We start from the raw sequence: 15,414 nt of genomic DNA, 5'->3' as shown, positions 1-15,414 counted from the left end.
GGCGACCACCGCCAGGATGGCCAGCGTCAGCCGCTGGTTCTTGGCCTTCATGAGTTAATCGTCGCGCCGGCTGGCAAGCGCATTGGCGCGCGCCTCCGCGCGGCGCATTGCCAAGACGCTCGAGACGATCAAACCGGCCGTTCCCGCGGCGGTTACGGCATAAGCGGCGGCGACGAACGGCCAGGCATTCACGATCGCGCTCATGCCGCCGCCATCCGGCGCATCCGCGCTTCCGCCTTGGCGTCCGCCAGCAAGGTCCGCATGCGCATCAGGACAACGCTCAGGAAGATCAGGCTGAACCCGACGACCGCAAGCGGGATCGGCCACAGCATGGTGTTGTCGATGCTGGACCCGCGCAAGCCGATACTCTCGCCCTGGTGCAGGGTACGCCACCAGAGAACGGAATAGTGGATGACCGGCAGGTTCACCGCGCCCACGATCCCGAAAATGGCCGCGATCCGCTGCCCCCCTTCCTCACGCCCCGCCGCGTTGGCGAGAGCAATATAGGCGAGGTAGAGGAAGAACAGGACCAGCATGGATGTCAGCCGCCCATCCCATTCCCACCACGTCCCCCAGGTCGGGCGGCCCCAGATCGAACCGGTGATCAGGCAGATGGCGGCGTAGGTCGCGCCCGGCACCGCGACCGCGCGTGCAGCGACATGCGCCAGCGGATGCCGCCAGACGAGCTGAGCAAAGCTCGACATCGCGATCCCGGCCCAGCCCGCCATGCCGAGCCAGGCCGCGGGTACGTGGATATAGATGATCCGAACCGTTTCGCCCTGCAGATAATCCTGCGGCGTCACGAAGAGCCCGCCGGCGAGCGCGATCAGCGTCAACACGAGGCCAGACCAACCGAACCAGACGGTTAGCGGGCGCGCAATGCGTGTGAAGCGGGCGGGATTGGCAAAACGATGCATCGGAATTCCTGCAGCATTACTCGACACATCGCGCGGAGGAAAGGCGGGTTGCGCCGTTCGGTTCAAGCGGCCAAGCGCAGCCTATGACGCCCCAACCCACCGAACGCCCGTTGCGCGGTATCGCAATGCGCATCACCTCGGCCACATCGTTCGCGCTGATGGGCGCGCTGCTCAAGGCAGCCAGTGCGCGGGGCGTTTCGACGCCCGAAATGATCTTCTATCGCAATGGATGGGCGTTGCTGGTTGTCGCCACCTGGCTCTCGCTGGGCCCGGGATGGAAGGCCGTGCGGACCAGGGCGCCGGCTGCGCACCTGACCCGATCCGCTATCGGGCTAGTATCGATGCTGCTAACCTTTGGGGCGTTGGCGCTGCTGCCCCTGGGAGAAGCGACCGCCCTGACCTATGCGGCGCCGATCATCGCCACCGTGCTGTCGGCCGTCTTCCTGAAGGAGCAGATCGGGATCCGGCGCTGGGCCGCCGTCGCCGTTGGCTTTGCGGGTGTGCTTCTGATCGCCCATCCCGGCAATGGCGGGGCGCCGATCGGCATTCTTGTCGGAGTGGCCGCCGCCTTCGGTCAATCGGCGGTGATGATCACCGTGCGCCAGATCAGCCGGACCGAAGACGTCGCCGCTATCGTCTTCTGGTTCACCATCTTCACCACCATTGCCGGTGCCGCCATGCTGCCCTTCTTCGGCAGCAGCCATGATCGCACGACGATGCTGCTGCTGGCGCTCGCGGGCCTCGGTGGCGGCATCGGGCAGCTCAGCATGACCGCCTCGCTGCGCTATGCGCCGGTGTCGGTGGTGGTGCCGTTCGACTATCTGCAGATCGTCTGGGGCATCACGATCGGCTGGCTTATTTTCCTGACACCAGCGACGCCGCTGGTTTTCGCCGGGGCGGCGCTGATCGCCGCCAGTGGGATCTACACCGCCTATCGGGAACGGGCCCGGGGCAAGGAACCTGCCGAAGCCCGCTCCATGCCCGAATCCAGTTAACCGCAACCTTCGCGTTGCGCCTCAGCGCCCGATGAGCGCCATGGCCATGCGATCGGCAACCCGGGCGGCGGTCTCGCCACTCGATGCACTCTCCGCCCAGATCTTTTCCAGTCGCCCCGGGATCTGCGTCAGGCGGGCTTCCACCTCGGCGCGGTCGCCCTGCCCCAGATATTCCAGCGTGACGTTGATGATGCCGCCTGCGTTGATGACATAATCGGGGGCGTACAAAATGCCGCGCGCATGCAGGCGATCGCCGTCGTCGGGCGTCGCCAGCTGGTTGTTGGCGCCACCCGCCACGATCGGCGCGCGCAGGGCAGCGATCGACTCGGCAGTCAGAACGGCGCCCAGCGCGCAAGGGCTGATCACGTCCGCTTCCGTGGTGAGAATATCCGCCGCCGCAACGGTGGCAGCACCCAGTTCGCCTGCCAATTTGGCAGCACGGCCCATGTCGACGTCCGCCAGCGTGAGCTGGGCGCCTTCCGCCGCGAGCAGCCGGGCGAGCCCGCCGCCGACTGAGCCGACGCCTTGGATCGCAACGTGCACACCTTGCGAACTATCCTTGCCAAGTGCCTGGCGGATCGCCGCTTTCACACCCAGGAAAACGCCCATCGCCGTCGACGGGCCGGGATCGCCGCCGGCATGGCCCTCATCGACCGGCAGGCCGGAGACGTGGCGTGTCTCGCGCCCGATCGCCACGAGGTCCGCTTCGCCCATACCGACATCTTCGGCGGTGACGTAACGGCCGCCGAGCGATTCGACCGCGCGGCCGAACGCCGCCAGCATCGCCGGCGTCTTGGTGCGTGCTTCGTCCGCCAGGATCACCCCCTTGCCACCGCCGACCGGAAGGCCCGCCATTGCGTTCTTGAAGCTCATGCCGCGCGACAGGCGCAGCGCATCCGTCAGCGCATCATTGCCATCGGCATAATGCCAGAAGCGGGTGCCGCCGGCGGCCGGGCCGAGGTGGGTGGAGTGGATCGCGACGATCGCACGCAGGCCGGAGGCCGGGTCCGAGAAGAAATGGACGCCTTCATGCGCGTCGAAATCGGGCAGGTTCCACAAGGCTGGCATGATCAAGGCTCGCTAACAAAATTGCACATCAGCGCAATAATCTTGTCAGCCGATCTTCGCCAGCCCTGAAAGATGGGGCGATCGACGGGGATTGAACCCGCAACCTCCGGTACCACAAACCGGCGCTCTAACCAATTGAGCTACGACCGCCACGCTGACCGCGCTGCCACGGCAAACGCGCCGCTGCCCCTTACGGGCGCGCTGGCGCTTCGGTCAAGCTACTCGCGCATCTTAAGGCTGCGCAATGGTAAATGCGTCGCAGGCGGAACCGTGGCGTGCGGCCAAGGTTCGACATGGCATGGCCGACGCGGAACCCACCATTGCACCGATGGAGGCGCGTCTGGTTGACGCGCTGCCGTCGGGCGCGGAATGGATATACGAACCTAAATGGGATGGCTTCCGCTGCATCGCGCGGCGCGACGGACGCGAGGTCACGCTGACGTCCAAGTCCGGCAAACCGCTTGCTCGCTATTTTCCCGAAGTGGTCGAAATGCTGGAGGCGCTGGCCGAGCGGCATTTCGTCTTGGACGGAGAGCTGACGATCGCGACCGGCGACACGCTCTCCTTCGCCGCCTTGCAGGCTCGGCTGCACCCGGCGGAAAGCCGCATCCGCAAGCTTGCTGCGGAAACGCCGGCGCAGTTCATCCTGTTCGATTGCCTGGCGCTCGGCGGGCGCGACCTGACGTCGCTGCCGTTCGCGGAACGTCGGGCAACGCTCGCGGCCTTCTTCGGCAAGACCGCGCATGACCGGCTTCTCCTCTCCCCCGTCACCACGGATGTCATCCAAGCGGATCGATGGCTCGCGCGTGCGGGCACGGCCCTGGACGGGGTTGTCGCCAAGCGGCTGGATCTGCCTTATCAGCCAGGCGTGCGCGCTATGGCCAAGCTGAAGCAGCACAGGAGCGCCGACTGCGTCGTCGGCGGCTTCCGCTATGCCGGGACCGCGAAGAGCGCCGTCGGGTCGCTCTTGCTTGGGCTGTTCGATGATGCGGGCCTCCTGAACCATGTCGGCTTCACATCCTCCTTCGATGCCGCCGAGAAAAAGCGCCTGCTCAATGTGCTGAAGCCGTTGATCGGTCCGCCCGGATTTACCGGCGACGCTCCCGGTGGGCCGAGCCGTTGGTCGACCGAGCGATCGGTCGAATGGCAACCCCTTCGCCACGAACTGGTGGTCGAGGTCCGTTACGATCAGGTCACCGGCTGCCGCTTCCGCCACGGCACGACCTTTCTGCGCTGGCGGCCGGACAAGGCGCCTGGCCAATGCGGCATGGATCAGCTGGCCCGCGAGCTGAAGCCGGCGGAACTGGAAGAACTGATCCGCGCCTGATCAGAACACTCTCAAGAGAGCAGCGGCTTAGGCGACTTCTCCGCCGGTCAGATGCGCCCAGGTTTCCTTGGCTTTGGCGATGCCGAACTTCCACGCTTTGCCGATTTCGATATGCGGCATGGTCGGGATCTCGGCTGGATCGACAACCGCATGGAGGATTGCCGGCCCGGGCGTCGCCAGGAAGGCGCGCACGGTTTCGCTCAGCGTGGCCGGATCGCGCGCCGTAAAACCCTCCGCACCGCAGGCGCGCGCGAAGGCGGCGAAATCGGGGTTGGGGAAGGTCGATCCCTTGGTGGCGGGGTTGCCGGCGCCTTCCATCTCGAAATGAACCAGACCCCAGCCGGCATTGTCATAGACGACGACCTTGACGGGCAGCTTGTGTTCCACGGTCGTCATGAATTCACCCAATAGCATCACCATCCCGCCGTCGCCGACATGGAGGATGGTCTGACGATTGCGGTCCAGCGCCTGGATGCCGTTGGCCATGCCGAGCCCGGTGCCCACCGCCGCATTGTTGAACGATCCGGAGATGCGCTGCGTACCACGCTGGCGCGTCCAGTTGCCGGCCCACAGGGTGATCTCGCCCGTGTCGGTCACGAAGACGGCATCATGCGCCGCATGATCGCTGACGAGGCGCGCCACCGCCTGAGGGTGGACAAGATCCTTGCTCCGTGTCGGGTCCGCTTTCCCGTCGAGCATCGCGTCCCATTTCGCCCGATCGGACGACACCTTGTCGAAGAAGGCTGTGTCACTGCGCTGAGGCAGTTTTTCCAGCAACATCTGCAGCGCGGGCCGGACGGAGCCAATCACGCCGAGCGCGATCGGGGTGCGGCGCCCGAGCGCAAAGGCGCGCTCGTCAATTTGGACGACCTTGCCCTTCTTCGGCAGGAAATCCGAATACGGATAATCGGTGCCCAGCATCAGCATCAGGTCCGCATCCTGCAGCGCATCGACGCCCGGCTGGCCCCCGATCAGGCCGACCCCGCCGATCCAATGGGGATCGTCATAGGCCATGATGTCCTTGCCACGATACGTGTGCATGAGCGGTGCGTGCAGCCGCTCCGAGAGCGCGGACAGCTCCGCTTTGGCCCCATGGCAGCCATCGCCGCAGAAGACCGCGATCGTTTCGGCACCGCCGATCAGTGCCAGCGCGGCATCGATATCGGCCGGTGCAGGCGCGACTTCGGGCCGTTCACGCAGTGTGGCGAGGCTCGGAACCGGTCCCGCCGCCTTCGCGGCAAAGACGTCCGGCGGCAGCGAAATATGCGCCACGCCGCGTGCGCCATAGGCCTCCGCAATGGCCTGATGGAACACGGCGGGCGCCTGCGCAGGACTCGCGATCAGCTGAGAATAGACCGCCACATCATTGAACAAGGCGACCGGATCATCCTCCTGCAGATAGTCGGTCCCGCGTAATTCGCTGGGCACATGCCCGGAAATGGCGAGCACGGGCGCATGATCCTTGCGCGCTTCATAGAGGCCCGACACAAGATGGTTGGCACCGGGACCGGTCGTGCCGCAGCATACGGCGAGGCGGCCGGTCAGCTTGGCCTGTCCGGCGGCAGCCAGCGCGGCACCCTCTTCATGACGGACGCCGATCCATTCGATCCGTCCATCGCGGCGGAGAGCATCGGTAAAGGGGTTGAGTGCGTCCCCAACGATCCCGAAGATTTGCGTCACACCGATTTTCGCAAGCGTATCGACAAGCAACTCCGCAACCGTCTGAGCCATCATCTTTTCTCCGCTGGAGCCCCCTCAACGCCGCAGCAAAAGAACCGCTCCTCCAGGAATTGGACGCGGGCGCCAGCTCGGCTAAGGCGTGCCGCAATGACGCCAGACACCGCCCTTGCCGCTTGGATCCAGGAGGCGCTCGGCCACGCGCCGCGCGACCTCGCCTTATTTCGACGCGCCTTGACGCATGGCAGCCAGGGCGGCCCAAGCTATCAGCGACTGGAATTCCTGGGCGATCGCGTCCTGGGCCTGTCCATCGCGACGTGGATCTATGCGCTGTTCCCGGACGATCCAGAGGGGAAATTATCGGCGCGGCTCAACGCCGTCGTCAGCGGCGAGGCCTGCGCCGAGGTCGGCCGCGAGTTGGGCGTGCCGGCGCATCTCATTCTCGGCAAGCAGGCGCGCGACGACGGCGCGCAGCTCAGCGACAACGTCGTTGGAGATGCCGTCGAGGCGCTGATCGGCGCGCTCTATTTGGAGACCGGGCTGGAGGGCGCATCCGCCTTCGTGCGGCGGGTGTGGGAGGGTAAGCTCGACCGCAGCGCCGCCGCCCCCAAGCATCCCAAATCCGCGCTGCAGGAATGGGCGGCCGCGCGCCAATGCCGCCCGCCGGTCTATACACTGGTCGGCCAATCAGGTCCGCATCATGCCCCGTCCTTTACCGTCAAGGTCGATGTCGGCGGCAAGAAAGGCGGCAGCGCGACGGCCGAGGGGGCTTCCAAACAGGAGGCCGAAACCGCCGCAGCGGCCGCTTTGCTGGAGAAACTGTCATGACGCAGCGTTGCGGTCTCATCGCCGTGGTCGGTGCCCCCAATGCAGGCAAGTCCACACTGGTGAATGCGCTCGTTGGCCAGAAAGTGGCGATCGTCAGCCCCAAGGCGCAGACGACGCGTACGCGCTTGCTGGGCATCGCGATGGAGGGGGAGTCGCAGCTTTTGCTGGTCGATACACCCGGTATCTTCGATCCGCGCCGCCGCCTGGACCGGGCCATGGTCGCCGCGGCCTGGGGTGGTGCGGACGGTGCCGACCTGATCGCGCTGGTGATCGACGCCAAGGGTCGCTTCAACAGCGCCGCACGCGCGGTTGTCGATGCAGTTGCCGCGCGTCCTGAGGCCAAGATCGTGATCCTGAACAAGGTTGATGTGGCGGACAAGGAGCCGATGCTCGGTCTCGCCGCCGAGCTGCAAGCGATGCTCGATCCCGAGGCCATCTACTTCGTTTCCGCCCTCACGAACGATGGCCTTCCCCAGCTGAAGGCCGAGCTTGCCAGGCGCGTTCCCGAAGGACCTTGGCATTTTCCCGACGACCAGGTTTCCGATGCGTCGGAACGCATGCTGGCGGCGGAGGTGACACGCGAGCAGCTCTATCTGCAGCTGCGCGCGGAGCTGCCCTATGACAGCGCCGTCGAAACCGAGAAATATGAAGAACGCAAGGATGGATCGGTTGCCATCCACCAGCAGATCCTGGTCGCACGCGATACGCAGCGGGCGATCATTCTTGGCCATCGCGGTGCGAGACTCAAGGAAATCGGCCAGAAAGCGCGCGAGGAGCTGGCGCGCATCACGGGCCAGAAGGTCCACCTGTTCCTCCACGTGAAGGTCAATCCCCGGTGGGAAGAGGATCGCGACCTGTACAAGGATATCGGGCTGGACTGGGTCGACTAGTCCCACCTCTCCGCTGCAAATGCTTAAGATCGTTGGAACCCGGCCCCGCCTCGCGCTTTGAATCGGCTTCGTAACGAAGGACGAGGCAATGGCAGCGCGCGCCTATTGGCAGGGGCAGATCCGGCTGGCGCTGGTATCCATCCCGGTGGAAATCTACTCGGCAACGAAAAGCGGCGCGACGGTCGCCTTCAATCAGATCCACGAGCCTTCGGGCAAGCGCATCAAATATGAGAAAGTAGCCCCCGGCATCGGCCCGGTCGATCCCGAGGAGATCGTCAAAGGTTTCCAATATGAGAAGGGCAAATATGTCCTGATCAGTGACGAGGAGATTGAGGCGGTCAAGCTGGAGAGCAAGAAGACGCTCGAGCTCACCCAATTCGTCGATGCGAGCGAGATCGACGCCATTTATTATGACAAGCCCTATTTCGTGGTGCCCGCAGACGATCTGGCCGAGGAGGCTTTCGTCGTCCTGCGGGAGGCACTTCGCAAAGCAAAAAAAGTCGGGCTGGGCCAGCTTGCGTTACGCGGGCGGGAATATGTGGTCAGCTTGAAACCATGCGGGCGTGGCATGGTCCTGGAAACGTTGCGCTACGCCGATGAGGTCAACAAGGCCGCATCCTATTTCCGTGACATCGCCGAGACCAAGCCGGACGAGGATCTGCTCGACCTCGCCACCTCGCTGATCGACAAGAAGACAGCGCGCTTCCACGCCGACGATTATCACGATCGCTATATCGACGCATTGAAGGCCCTGATCGAGCGCAAGCGCAAGGGCAAGACGATCGAGACCGAGGACGAGGAGCCGACACAATCGCGCGGATCCAACGTGGTGGATCTGATGGCGGCGCTGAAACGCAGCCTCGAAAAACCCAATGCGGCGAACGATGGCGCCGTGAAGACCAAGCCGGTCAGGGCGTCCGCCAAGGCTTCAGCAGCCAAGAAGGCGGCGACCAAAGACGACGAGGCGCCCGCAAGAAAGGCGCCCGCCAGGAAGCGAGCATGATCGTGTCGGCACGTGCGCCCTACCCCATCGCGGGAGAGTGTTGAGTGGCGCGCAAATCGACCAAGTCCGCGACCGATCCGCTCGCCAAATATAATGCCAAGCGCGACTTCAAGCAGACCGCCGAGCCGGCGGGCGTCACCGACAGCAGTGGCCGCAACATCTTCATGGTGCAGAAGCATGATGCCACCCGGCTCCATTGGGACTTCCGGCTGGAGTTGGACGGCGTCCTGAAAAGCTGGGCGGTGACGCGCGGCCCGTCACTCAATCCGGACGACAAGCGGCTTGCGGTGCGGACCGAAGACCATCCCCTTGCCTATGCCACGTTCGAAGGCACAATCCCCAAGGGTCAATATGGCGGCGGCACCGTAATGCTGTGGGATCGCGGCATCTGGATCCCGCATCCCGAAAAGGACCCGCGCAAAACGATCAAGGAAGGTCATCTCCACTTCACGCTCGAAGGTGAGCGCATGAAGGGCGAATGGCTGATGATCCGCCTGAAGCCGCGCGGGAATGAGAAGACCGAGAACTGGCTGCTGCGCAAGATCCAGGACGAATATGCCGGTGGTAGCGGCGACCTGGTCGATCGGGCGCTGACGAGTGTCGCGACCGGCCGTACGATGACGGAGATCGCTGCGGGCAAAGGTGGCAAGAGCGAATGGCAATCCGATCGTTCCAGCGGCGATGCCGCGCAAGCGACGCCGCCGCCCAAGCCGGTAAAGCGGAAGCCGGCAAAGCGCGCGTCCGGAAAGATGCCGCCATTCCAGCCGCCCCAGCTTGCCACCCTGGTGGATCATGTCCCTTCAGGCTCCGGCTGGCTGCACGAGATCAAATATGACGGCTACCGCGCCCTGGTCGCCGTGGGCGGCGGCAAGGCGAAGGCCTTCACCCGCAATGCGCTGGACTGGTCTGATCGCTTTGCGGCGGTGGTCGCGGGAGCGGCCCAGCTGCCGGGATCGGCCTTACTGGACGGAGAGGTTGTCGCGCTGGATGCCAACGGCAAGCCGAGCTTCCAGGCACTCCAGGCGAGCCTGAAGGAAGGCACGGGCACCTACGCCTATTTCGCCTTCGATCTGCTTACGCTGGACGGAGAAGATCTGACCGGGCTGCCAAACCTCGACCGCAAGGAGCGGCTGAAAGCCTATCTGACCGACGCGCCTGCGCCGATCCAATATTCCGAGCACGTGGTCGGAAGTGGCGAGCAATTGTTTGCCGACCTGTGCAAGCAGGGATTGGAGGGGATCGTTTCGAAGCGTGTAGACGCGCCTTATCGGGGCCGCCGCACGCAGAGCTGGCTTAAGATCAAATGCCTCCATCGTCAGGAATTGGTGATCGTCGGATGGACGCCATCCGACAAGGGGCGTGGGTTTCGGTCGCTGCTGCTTGGCGTGCATGAAAAGGGTGCGCTACGCTATGCCGGCAAGGCAGGCACCGGCTTCGGCATGGCAATGATCGACGAGCTGATGGCGAAGATGGCGCCGCTCGAACAGAAAGCAGCAACGGTCAAGGCCCCGCGGGCAGCGGTGCGCGGCGCGCACTGGATCAAGCCCCAACTGGTAGCGGAAATCGCCTTCACTGAATGGACCGACGAAGGCGTCCTGCGTCATCCGAGCTTTATCGCCTTGCGGGAGGACAAGTCGGAAGAGGATGTCGTACGCGAGGTGCCGGCCGCGCTGCCGGGCGCGAAAGCCGCCAAGAGCAAGGCGCAGCCAAAATCCAAGAAGGCGGCGCCGGATCATGCCGGGGTCACGATCACCAATCCCGACCGAGTCATTTATCCTGAAAGCGGCATCACCAAGGGGCAGTTGGCCAATTATTATGCCGTGATGGCGGATCCGATCTTGAATTGGGTCGCCGACCGGCCGGTCAGCCTGGTGCGCTGCCCGCAGGGGCGTGCGAAAGCCTGCTTCTTCCAGAAGCATGATGCCGGCAGTTTCGGCGAGGCGGTCAAACATGTTCCCATCCGTGAGAAGGACGGACATGAAGAGCCTTATCTTTACGTTGATGATGCGCGCGGCATCCTGACCTGCGTCCAGATGGGCGCGATCGAGTTTCACGGGTGGGGATCGAAGATTGCCGATGTGGAGAGGCCCGACCGGCTCGTGTTCGATCTCGATCCGGATGAAGGTCTGGGCTTCGACGAGGTCAAGAAAGCGGCATTCCAGCTCCGCGACGTGCTCGGCGAGATCGGGCTTGCCACGTGGCCGATGCTGTCGGGCGGCAAGGGCGTGCATGTTGTCGCGCCCCTGGACGCCAGCCGCGACTGGGTGGCGGTCAAGGATTTCGCCAGCCGCTTTTCGAAGGCAATTTCGCAGGCGCATCCCGAACGCTTCACCGCCAACATGAAAAAGGTGGAACGGCGCGGGCGGATCTTCCTGGACTGGCTGCGCAATCAGCGCGGGGCGACCGCAGTGATGCCCTACACGGCGCGCGCACGGCCTAATGCGCCCGTGGCCGCTCCGATCACCTGGGCCGAGTTGGAAGACATCCAAACGGCCGGCCACTTCACGATCGCCGATGCCGAAACGTTGTTGGAACGGGCCGGATCGCGTGATCTGAAAGGCTGGGGGCGGGCCAATCAGCGGCTGCCCGACCTGTAACCGATACGACCTCCGGTTGCTTGACCCGGCGCACAAGCATATAGGCGCTACACCTCGCCGGTGGCGGCTTCGCCCCGGGACAGACAAAGGCTCAGCTTCCCTTGGGGATCGCACGGCAGAATATACAGGCGGACGACGAAGCCTTGCTCGACACAGATATCGCCGAGACTCAGGCCCCCGGGCCGGTAGAGCTCGATCCCTTCGCCTTTCACCCAGGCGCCTCCAGCCGCATCACGGGTTTGGGTGGAACGGAACCGGCACCGACGCCGGAATATGTGTTCCACACGCCTTATGTCGAAACGGCCTTGGGACGTGTCACTTTCCACGCCCGCTTCCATGATCTCAGCGCGAAGAGCGGGACGCTCATGCTGCGCGTCCACATGCTCCCCCTGGAACCGGGCAGCCGTTCCAGCATGATCAATAGCGAGCGGATCGCGCTGAACCGGCTGATCCAGCAGGGCGGCGAGGTGTCGGTCAGCTTCGAAGGCTTCCACAACGTCGTCTATGCGCTGGTCGCAATCCTGCCCGGCGAAACGGACGCACGAGCAAGCGGCGTCACGGTTACGCTGGATCGGCCCGCGGATCCGTCCGCCCGACCGACCCAGGGCGCCGAGGCCAAGAGCACCGCCTACGGCAAGACAGCCTTGGCGCCTGTGCCAACGCTGCTGTCGATGAGCGCCCCGACCCTCGCCAGCCCGGTTTCGCAACTGGCGACCGCATCGCAATTACGGGAAGCCGCGGCGGCCGACTGGATGGCGCGGCTACGCCCCCAGGGCGACGAGGGCGTCGAACATTGGCGTAAGGTGTACACGCTGCAGGTCTTGCGGCGGTACGGTATGCTGGAGCCCGGCGCGATGGGCCTGGGCTTCGAGCCTTCGCCCAGCGGTGTGCCGGCCGCACTGGCGGCACTGCAGACCCGCATCTGCGTGGCCTTTCCCGCGCGTCCCGGTCACCCTGCCCCGGCGGAAAAGCTTCTCCAGGATCTGCGCGGACGGGCGCCCTGCGACGAAGACTTATTCACGCAGAATGTCAGCGCGCGTGTCGCCTCGTGGCGCATCATTCCGAACGATCTGGTCAATTTCGACTTCCTCTGGTCGGCCCGCGCGAACGAACGGCTCTACTCGGTCGCGGCCGCGGCAAAGTTCGTCGAGGAGACGATGGCATGCCTCCGGCCCGGGGGCCTCGCCGTCCACACGATGAGCTACGATCTCGCGCCGGGCGGCCGATCGACCCCCTCCACGGAGCGCGTGTTGCTGCAGCAGAATGACGTCGAACGTCTTTCGCTGGTCCTCGTCTCACGCGGCCATGAGGTCGCCCAGTTCAAGTTCGAGGCGAAGGACTGCATCCTCGCCGAAGGGGCCAACCATGGCGCGACCCGGCGAACGATGGTCGGCCTGGTCGCACGCAAGGCGCGCCTGTTCGACTAAGGTGCCTTGCGGACCAGAATGCCGAGGCACGTCGCGATAAAGCCGTCCGTCGCGACCTTGATATGGTGCCCCGGCTGTAGCCAGCTATCGAGCCCGACCAGCCCATCATGCTGCCACGGCGGCAGATCGATGAAGCGATCCAGAACCTTGTTGCCGGGATCGAAATTCAGCTCCGCGACAAAATGGCCCTTGGCGCGCAGCCGGGCGGCCAATTCCTCGATGTGACGCTGCTGGAACAGCACCGACGGCCAATTGTCGATCGTGGGCCCGTCATTTTCGATGTTGAACTCGGTCGTGTGGACGGAGATGCCGCCGGGCTTGATCGTGTCGAGCGAGCGCTCGATGAACTCGAGCCCCTTCTCGATCGTGCCGAGATGTTCCAGCGCACAGACCGACCAGCAGAAATCGTAACCAACCAGATCCGCCGGGATGGCCGTCATGTCGACCGGCCTGAAATCGACCAGCCGATCGAAATCGGCGCGGGATACGAGCTGCGGATGGAAGGCATTTTCCAGGCCAGAGGCATGCTGCTTGGTCTCGACCCATCCCCGACCTGCCGCCTCCTCAATCGGCAGGTCCGTGACGGTCGAGGCGACCCCGCGCGAAGCGAGATAGCTCGACAACGGCTCCGAGCCTGAGCCGAAGCCAAGACCGCGCAAGCCGGGACGGAAGCAATCATTCTCGTGAAAGGCCTGCAGGATGTAGGCGAGTTCCCAGAGTTTACGGTGGAACAACACCGGCACCTTGAGCTGCCCGCACCAATGCGCCGTCCAGTCGCTTTCCAGATCCGCCTGGGTCGACAGGCTGGTTTGGAGGCCGACATGCCGTGCCGTCGTGTCGCCGGCGGGCGGGAGCGCCGCCGCCAATTGCCCGGCAAGCTCATATCCCAGGCTCTTCACGTTCAGACTGAGAATGCGGATGTTGCGCACCAGCTCGCCAAGGTGGTTGAGATTCGGCTGCGATTGCGGATTCACGATCTCGATGATCAGCCGCAGCTTCTCATAATCTTCACCGGTCAACGCGATCGGCGCGTTCCTCGCCTCAGCAGCTTTTCGAGAACGCCAGAATTTCCAGTTCATTCAATCATCCAATAAGCCGGGACGAAGGCAGTGCAACGTCACGAGCGCGTGCCTGGCTGCCACTGCACGACATCCGATGAACGGCAGCAGAGCAATCCGCTATGCTGCGATGACGTAACAGCTGGCCACCAGCATTTTCCGCTGTGAACAGAGGCCTTCGCTTCGGGATCGGGAAAAAGCGGAACGCCGCCGGCAGCCCTCAATAGCCCATCAGCGCCAGCACTTCGCGACGGCTGCGCTCATCGTCGCGAAACGCGCCCATCATGCGGCTTGTCGTCATGGAGACGCCGTGCGTGCGGACGCCGCGGCCGGTCATGCAGCCATGCGACGCCTCGATCACCACCGCCACGCCCTGGGGCTGGAGATGTTCCCAGATGCAATCGGCGACCTGCGCGGTCAGCCGCTCCTGCACCTGGAGCCGGCGCGCGAAGCCGTGGAGCACGCGGGCGAGCTTGGATATGCCGACAACACGATGCACGGGCAGATAGGCGATCGAGGCCTTGCCGACGATCGGCGCCATATGATGCTCGCAATGCGACTGGAACGGTATGTCCTTCAGCAGCACGATCTCATCATAGCCGCCGACTTCCTCGAAGGTGCGGGTCAGGTGGTGCGACGGATCCTCATCGTAGCCAATACAATATTCCTTCCACGCGCGTGCCACGCGCTTGGGTGTGTCCAGCAGCCCTTCCCGCTCGGGATCGTCGCCCGTCCAGCGTAACAGCGTTCGGATCGCGTCCGCGACCTCGGTCGGCACGGGCAGTTTGGACATGTCGTCTTCGGGTTCGGTGGTACCGCTCATGGCATCACCTTAGTTGACGACAGGCCGAAGGCGATAGTCCAAAGCGTCGCTAATACGCGCCCTGCTGTGCTGCGCCGCCTGCCATCAGACCGGCCGGAACCTTGGGCTAAAATGAAAAAACATCAGATTCGAACTTGATGATTTCACCGATATGGTTCGTCAGGCCACAAGCCGCCCCCCGGTCGATCTGTTCAACGATTAACAGTTCAAAGAGCTTCGCTAATTGCGGCGCCCGGCGCACAGCATCCCGCCCGCCGGACGATATACACTTGTTCCTGTTTTGTCCACAACGATCAGCTTACGTCTGGGCACGTAATAACAAAGTCGCACCTCTGCGCTCCCGATGAATTGACCGGACGCCTTCGCCGACGGGTGCGCCCTTCGATGATATGCATCGGGGGGACCTGCAAGACAGCACATCGGCCCTGCCAGCCAGCGCCAATGCCGGACGCATTTTTGGCTGCTTGGCGCTAACGAGCGATCCGCGCGCCGATGCCGGTTGGTGCTTGCAACTGCTTTGCGCCACCGTCGTTAGATCCGCAGATCGTCGGAGCTAGCATGGATCCGGGAGAGACGCATTTGGCCGGCGGATCACTGATGGAGCCGCTCCGCTTCGACAGTTCGGTTTTGCCGATCGAGAATCAGTTCGCGACCTATGCGTCCGGCATTGCCAATTTCGACGTCTCGCGTCCCGATACTGGCGCGTTCGCCGCGCGCGCGTTGATCTGGCGGATTGAGTCGCTCGTCTTCGCACGACTGGTGGCCGATCCCGCTTGCTACACGCGCTCGGCGGAACGCGTCCGC

Annotated in this window: 14 protein-coding genes and 1 tRNA gene; 8 read left to right on the top strand and 7 right to left on the bottom strand. The window is 64.2% G+C overall.

The features are described from left to right. Positions 1-54: 54 nt before the first annotated feature. Positions 55-204, bottom strand: coding sequence for a heme exporter protein CcmD (gene ccmD / locus ACOJSI_RS04325; protein WP_420137032.1), 150 nt, complete (start codon positions 202-204; stop codon positions 55-57). Further along, positions 201-917, bottom strand: a complete 717-nt coding sequence (gene ccmC, locus ACOJSI_RS04320) for a heme ABC transporter permease CcmC (protein WP_420137031.1) — start codon at positions 915-917, stop codon at positions 201-203. Before ccmC ends, ccmD begins: the two co-directional genes overlap by 4 nt. A gap of 83 nt (positions 918-1,000) precedes the next feature. On the opposite strand from ccmC, the gene ACOJSI_RS04315 reads away from it, so the two are divergent. Further along, positions 1,001-1,912 (top strand): DMT family transporter, encoded by a 912-nt coding sequence (locus ACOJSI_RS04315; RefSeq protein ID WP_420137030.1) that lies wholly within the window; start codon positions 1,001-1,003, stop codon positions 1,910-1,912. Between the two features lie 21 nt (positions 1,913-1,933). Here the strand turns inward: ACOJSI_RS04315 and ACOJSI_RS04310 are convergent, their stop codons facing one another. Further along, positions 1,934-2,980, bottom strand: a complete 1,047-nt coding sequence (locus ACOJSI_RS04310; RefSeq protein ID WP_420137033.1) for a Glu/Leu/Phe/Val family dehydrogenase — start codon at positions 2,978-2,980, stop codon at positions 1,934-1,936. A 73-nt stretch (positions 2,981-3,053) separates the two neighbouring features. Further along, positions 3,054-3,130: transfer RNA gene (locus ACOJSI_RS04305), tRNA-His, on the bottom strand. Positions 3,131-3,224: 94 nt separating this feature from the next. Here ACOJSI_RS04305 and ACOJSI_RS04300 point away from each other — a divergent pair. After that, positions 3,225-4,307 carry an ATP-dependent DNA ligase gene (locus ACOJSI_RS04300; RefSeq protein WP_420137029.1) on the top strand — a complete coding sequence of 361 codons (1,083 nt, stop codon included), beginning with the start codon at positions 3,225-3,227 and terminating at the stop codon, positions 4,305-4,307. Between the two features lie 27 nt (positions 4,308-4,334). Here the strand turns inward: ACOJSI_RS04300 and ACOJSI_RS04295 are convergent, their stop codons facing one another. Further along, on the bottom strand, positions 4,335-6,041 hold the full coding sequence (locus tag ACOJSI_RS04295) for a thiamine pyrophosphate-binding protein (RefSeq protein ID WP_420137028.1): 1,707 nt from the start codon (positions 6,039-6,041) through the stop codon (positions 4,335-4,337). Between the two features lie 93 nt (positions 6,042-6,134). Here ACOJSI_RS04295 and rnc point away from each other — a divergent pair, with 93 nt between their 5' ends. From rnc to ACOJSI_RS04270, 5 genes are all read left to right on the top strand, one after another. Beyond that, positions 6,135-6,812 carry a ribonuclease III gene (gene rnc / locus ACOJSI_RS04290; RefSeq protein ID WP_420137027.1) on the top strand — a complete coding sequence of 226 codons (678 nt, stop codon included), beginning with the start codon at positions 6,135-6,137 and terminating at the stop codon, positions 6,810-6,812. After that, positions 6,809-7,702, top strand: coding sequence for a GTPase Era (gene era, locus ACOJSI_RS04285; protein WP_420137026.1), 894 nt, complete (start codon positions 6,809-6,811; stop codon positions 7,700-7,702). The genes rnc and era overlap by 4 nt, the downstream gene beginning before the upstream one ends. Before the next feature lie 88 nt (positions 7,703-7,790). Continuing rightward, the gene (locus tag ACOJSI_RS04280) at positions 7,791-8,705 is read left to right on the top strand and encodes a Ku protein (protein WP_420137025.1); all 915 of its coding nucleotides are present in this window, start codon (positions 7,791-7,793) and stop codon (positions 8,703-8,705) included. Positions 8,706-8,749: 44 nt separating this feature from the next. Beyond that, entirely contained in the window at positions 8,750-11,302 is a 2,553-nt protein-coding gene (gene ligD / locus ACOJSI_RS04275) for a DNA ligase D (RefSeq protein WP_420137024.1), read from the top strand. A gap of 101 nt (positions 11,303-11,403) precedes the next feature. After that, positions 11,404-12,729, top strand: a complete 1,326-nt coding sequence (locus tag ACOJSI_RS04270; protein WP_420137023.1) for a hypothetical protein — start codon at positions 11,404-11,406, stop codon at positions 12,727-12,729. Here the strand turns inward: ACOJSI_RS04270 and ACOJSI_RS04265 are convergent. Both ACOJSI_RS04265 and folE read right to left on the bottom strand, forming a co-directional pair. Then, complete coding sequence (locus ACOJSI_RS04265; protein WP_420137022.1) at positions 12,726-13,748, bottom strand: hypothetical protein; 1,023 nt, start codon at positions 13,746-13,748, stop codon at positions 12,726-12,728. The genes ACOJSI_RS04270 and ACOJSI_RS04265 overlap by 4 nt on opposite strands. Positions 13,749-14,007: 259 nt before the next feature. Next, positions 14,008-14,610, bottom strand: a complete 603-nt coding sequence (gene folE, locus ACOJSI_RS04260) for a GTP cyclohydrolase I FolE (RefSeq protein WP_420137021.1) — start codon at positions 14,608-14,610, stop codon at positions 14,008-14,010. A gap of 597 nt (positions 14,611-15,207) precedes the next feature. On the opposite strand from folE, the gene ACOJSI_RS04255 reads away from it, so the two are divergent. Further along, on the top strand, positions 15,208-15,414 hold a 207-nt coding region (locus tag ACOJSI_RS04255; protein ID WP_420137020.1), incomplete at its 3' end, for a hypothetical protein.

This window comes from Sphingomonas sp. (assembly GCF_048595155.1).
Classification (GTDB): domain Bacteria; phylum Pseudomonadota; class Alphaproteobacteria; order Sphingomonadales; family Sphingomonadaceae; genus Sphingomonas_I.
This window is presented reverse-complemented; position numbering and strand designations above follow the sequence as displayed.

Coding starts and splice junctions, on each gene's coding strand:
- ccmC (WP_420137031.1), bottom strand. CDS start 917: ATGCATCGTTTTGCCAATCCCGCCCGCTTCACACGCATTGCGCGCCCG.
- folE (WP_420137021.1), bottom strand. CDS start 14,610: ATGAGCGGTACCACCGAACCCGAAGACGACATGTCCAAACTGCCCGTG.
- ACOJSI_RS04295 (WP_420137028.1), bottom strand. CDS start 6,041: ATGATGGCTCAGACGGTTGCGGAGTTGCTTGTCGATACGCTTGCGAAA.
- ACOJSI_RS04280 (WP_420137025.1), top strand. CDS start 7,791: ATGGCAGCGCGCGCCTATTGGCAGGGGCAGATCCGGCTGGCGCTGGTA.
- ACOJSI_RS04315 (WP_420137030.1), top strand. CDS start 1,001: ATGACGCCCCAACCCACCGAACGCCCGTTGCGCGGTATCGCAATGCGC.
- era (WP_420137026.1), top strand. CDS start 6,809: ATGACGCAGCGTTGCGGTCTCATCGCCGTGGTCGGTGCCCCCAATGCA.
- ACOJSI_RS04300 (WP_420137029.1), top strand. CDS start 3,225: ATGGTAAATGCGTCGCAGGCGGAACCGTGGCGTGCGGCCAAGGTTCGA.
- ccmD (WP_420137032.1), bottom strand. CDS start 204: ATGAGCGCGATCGTGAATGCCTGGCCGTTCGTCGCCGCCGCTTATGCC.
- rnc (WP_420137027.1), top strand. CDS start 6,135: ATGACGCCAGACACCGCCCTTGCCGCTTGGATCCAGGAGGCGCTCGGC.
- ACOJSI_RS04310 (WP_420137033.1), bottom strand. CDS start 2,980: ATGCCAGCCTTGTGGAACCTGCCCGATTTCGACGCGCATGAAGGCGTC.